Consider the following 3,186-nt stretch of genomic DNA (forward strand, 5'->3'; position numbering starts at 1 on the left):
CTGTATAGTATTATATTTTTAGTGGGTTTAGTTTTAATGTGGTACGATTCTTCAATTTTTGTGTTTTTATTACTTATTAATTTTGGTTTTCACTATTTCCAATTAATAAGTCAGTTATGGCTAGCATATAGAAAAAAACGTACTTATACTCCTCTTAGAAAGAACAAAAATTCCCCATTTATTTCAATTCATATTCCTATTTGTGATGAGCCACCAGAGATTGTCATCCCTGTAATATAGAGCTGTTTAAACCAGACTTATTCAAACTTCGAAATTATTGTTTTCGACAATAATTCATCCCAAGAGGCTAATTGGAAGCCCGTACAGGAATTTTGCGCTTCACATAATAAAGTTAAGTTTTTCCACCAGAAAAAGCTTAAAGGGTTCAAGGCAGGTGCGTTAGATTTTTGTAGAAAAAAATCTCATCCTTCCACACGTTACGTTTTTACGGTTGATGCGGATTATATGTTAGATAGAAAATGTTTATCTACCGCAATTCGCTATATGACAAACTCTAAATTAGCAGTTGTACAATTTCCGCAAGCTTATTATAATGCTTCGGAGCAAAATTTTCTTGTAAAAGAACTTGAACATTACTTTAAATACATACGCTAATGGTGGAAATAAATATGGCACAGCTCTACCAACAGGTACACTTTCATTAATTTCTGTAAAAGCCTTAGATAAGGTAGGAGGTTGGAAATCTTTTTCCCTTACCGAAGACGCTAATTTAGGAATTAAATTGTTAGCCAATGGTTGTAACCTATGGTATATTCCTAAAATAGTTGGTAAAGGTTTAATCCCTTCTACCACTATCAGTATATGTAAACAACTTAATCGATGGATTTACGGCAATATGCAATGTTTAATTAAAATTTTTAACAATAGCAGATTACGCTTTAATGATAAGTTGATCATAAGCGTGAAACTTAGTGCTTGGATAAATTTTTTAGGTTTTCCTAGCTTGGGGCTTTTATTGTTGCTTATTTCTAGGGCTTTTAATCAAAGTTTACCACTGCAAACTATGATACAAATTTGTTTGGGATATTACTTACTATTTATCCTTGTTAAATTACTTATTTTTAAAAAAGCAAGAGTTCCAATACGCCCGATTGAGTAAAAGAAAAAACCAATTTATACCGGTTTTTTATCTTCAGAAAATAGGAAGTCGGTTTCTTTACCGAAAATTGAAACAACCAAACGTGTTTTAATAATTAGTGGTAAAGGCGGAAATGATAAATTAGAATCAAGCACCGAAATAATTGCTGAAATATTTAAAGGATATGAAATTTTAGCTGCAGGAAATCACAACAAAAAAGCTTCCGATTGGCGATTTACATTTATTTCCAAATCATTGTATTGGGTTGCAGAGAACAATGAAGTTAAGACTGAAACACATCCAAAACGCTATACGTATCTTCTAGGTAAAAATGAAACTGTAAAAACGGCGGTAAACCAATTTGAATGGCTTTTTAATCAAATTAACTCTAGAGAGATTCTAAAAGACGAGTTCTATCTCGACCAGACCTTTGATAGCCTACAACACGCAAAGAGAGCAACAAAAAATGCAATTAATCTATACAACGAAATAAGATTACATTTATCTTTAGACTATAAAACACCGAATATGGTATATTTAAAAACAGCGTAAATCTCCCGATAGTTATCGGGATTAACCTGTAGCCATATTTCAGGACAAGACATTAATTTGAATCTAGTTTAGCAAAACCAACTGTCTTACGATAAATATCAGGTGATACTCCTACCTTCTTTTTAAAAAAACGACTGAAATAGAATTCATCGTCATAACCTAAAAAAGCAGCAACTTGTTTCACTGGTTTAGAAGTTAGATAAAGTTCTCGTTTCGCCTCAATAATAATCCTATTTGAAATTAAGGATGAAGTCGTTTGATTGAGATATTTCTTGACGATACCGGCTAAAGTTTTAGGACTTACACATAGTTCATCTGCGTATTCTTGGGGAGAATGGAATTTGCAATAATTACTCTCAATTGCATCGACTAAATTTTGTAAAATTTCTGTTTTTGAATCTGACAATCTGGGAGTTAATTGTTGATCAAATTGTTTCTTATGTCTGACCGCTTCTATTAAAAACACTTTTAAAAATGCCACAAGAACTTCATGCTGAGCAATTGAGTCTTTGTCCATCTCTTTCGAAATTTGATCAATCAAATTAAGAAATAGGCTTTGCTCGTTTACAGTAAAATAGGGTAAACCATGGAAATTATTAAAAAGGGATCCCTCGGTCTCTATTTCGTTTTGATGTCTATATGTACAAAAAAAATCGGGATGAAAATTCAATAAATAACCCTGACACTTTTCTTCAGAACGTATCATGAAAGGTTGATACGGAGCCAAACAAATCATTTGATTTCCTTGCAATTCAAAACTTTGAAAATCAACTCGTAGTTCATAGCTAATTCCACATAACAAAACGATAGAATAATAATTTCTTCTTTGTAAATGATCAAACTGGCTTAGGTCGTTGAACTCTTCTAATCTAAACGCAAGTTCCCCGTTTTGTTTGTCTATAATTATTTGGGCCATACTAAATTTATTTTTTAGCTCATTCAAATTTAAAAAGAAAGGAGTGCCAAAAGCACTCCTTTCCTAAATCAAATATTTATTTTGAAGCTAGAATGTTAATTTTTTGAATTGCTGAAGCATCAAAGCCTTCCAAAATTAAAGGCGCATTCTCCATCAACGCTGCTGCTACTTTCCCTGTCAAATGAGCATCTCTGCCAGCGTCATCTGCAAACGTATCGAAAATGGCATAGGTTTCTTCATTGATTTTAATAGCATACCATGATAAAGTTGCAGGCTCGGAACTTACCAATGACTGGCCCGCTTGTAAGAAATCCTCCACTGCAGATGTCTTTCCTTCTTTGGCTTTCATAATCACCAACAATCCGTTATTCTGATTACCCACTTTATGATTACTTGCTTGAACATCAACGGTCTTAATGTCTCTGCTAGAATCAAAACCTTCTAAAAGATCTCCAGCATTGGCCAATAGGGCTTTTGCCACTTCTCCTTTTAAGTGTGCCTGTCTGCCTTCTTCAGCTTCAAATGTGTCATAAATTCCGAAAGTTTGTTCATCTATTTGAAATGCAAACCAAGATTCAGTTTTTGGTTCTGCATTTACCAATGATAAACCACCTAAAAG

General features: G+C 33.2%; 5 protein-coding genes and 1 pseudogene. 4 read left to right on the plus strand and 2 right to left on the minus strand.

Annotated features, from left to right (window positions below; genetic code table 11):
* The 4 genes and pseudogenes from RM529_RS16630 to RM529_RS18195 all read left to right on the plus strand — a co-directional run.
* Window positions 1-240, plus strand: a 240-nt coding sequence (locus tag RM529_RS16630; protein ID WP_311485862.1) for a hypothetical protein, incomplete at its 5' end; no start/stop codon positions are given.
* Window positions 241-252: 12 nt separating this feature from the next.
* Window positions 253-615, plus strand: a pseudogene (locus tag RM529_RS18190) (glycosyltransferase); the annotation flags it as partial.
* Window positions 587-1,120, plus strand: coding sequence for a glycosyltransferase family 2 protein (locus RM529_RS16635; protein WP_311485864.1), 534 nt, complete (start codon window positions 587-589; stop codon window positions 1,118-1,120). The pseudogene RM529_RS18190 and the gene RM529_RS16635, both read left to right, overlap by 29 nt.
* A 234-nt stretch (window positions 1,121-1,354) precedes the next feature.
* Entirely contained in the window at window positions 1,355-1,651 is a 297-nt protein-coding gene (locus RM529_RS18195; protein ID WP_432264546.1) for an integrase core domain-containing protein, read from the plus strand.
* 52 nt (window positions 1,652-1,703) lie between these two features.
* Here RM529_RS18195 and RM529_RS16640 read toward each other — a convergent pair whose 3' ends face one another.
* Both RM529_RS16640 and RM529_RS16645 read right to left on the minus strand, forming a co-directional pair.
* Window positions 1,704-2,567, minus strand: a complete 864-nt coding sequence (locus RM529_RS16640) for a helix-turn-helix domain-containing protein (protein ID WP_311485865.1) — start codon at window positions 2,565-2,567, stop codon at window positions 1,704-1,706.
* Window positions 2,568-2,643: 76 nt separating this feature from the next.
* Window positions 2,644-3,186: putative quinol monooxygenase (locus RM529_RS16645; RefSeq protein ID WP_311485866.1), on the minus strand; the 543-nt coding region annotated here is incomplete at its 5' end.

The organism is Autumnicola edwardsiae, from assembly GCF_031846505.1.
Classification (GTDB): domain Bacteria; phylum Bacteroidota; class Bacteroidia; order Flavobacteriales; family Flavobacteriaceae; genus Autumnicola; species Autumnicola edwardsiae.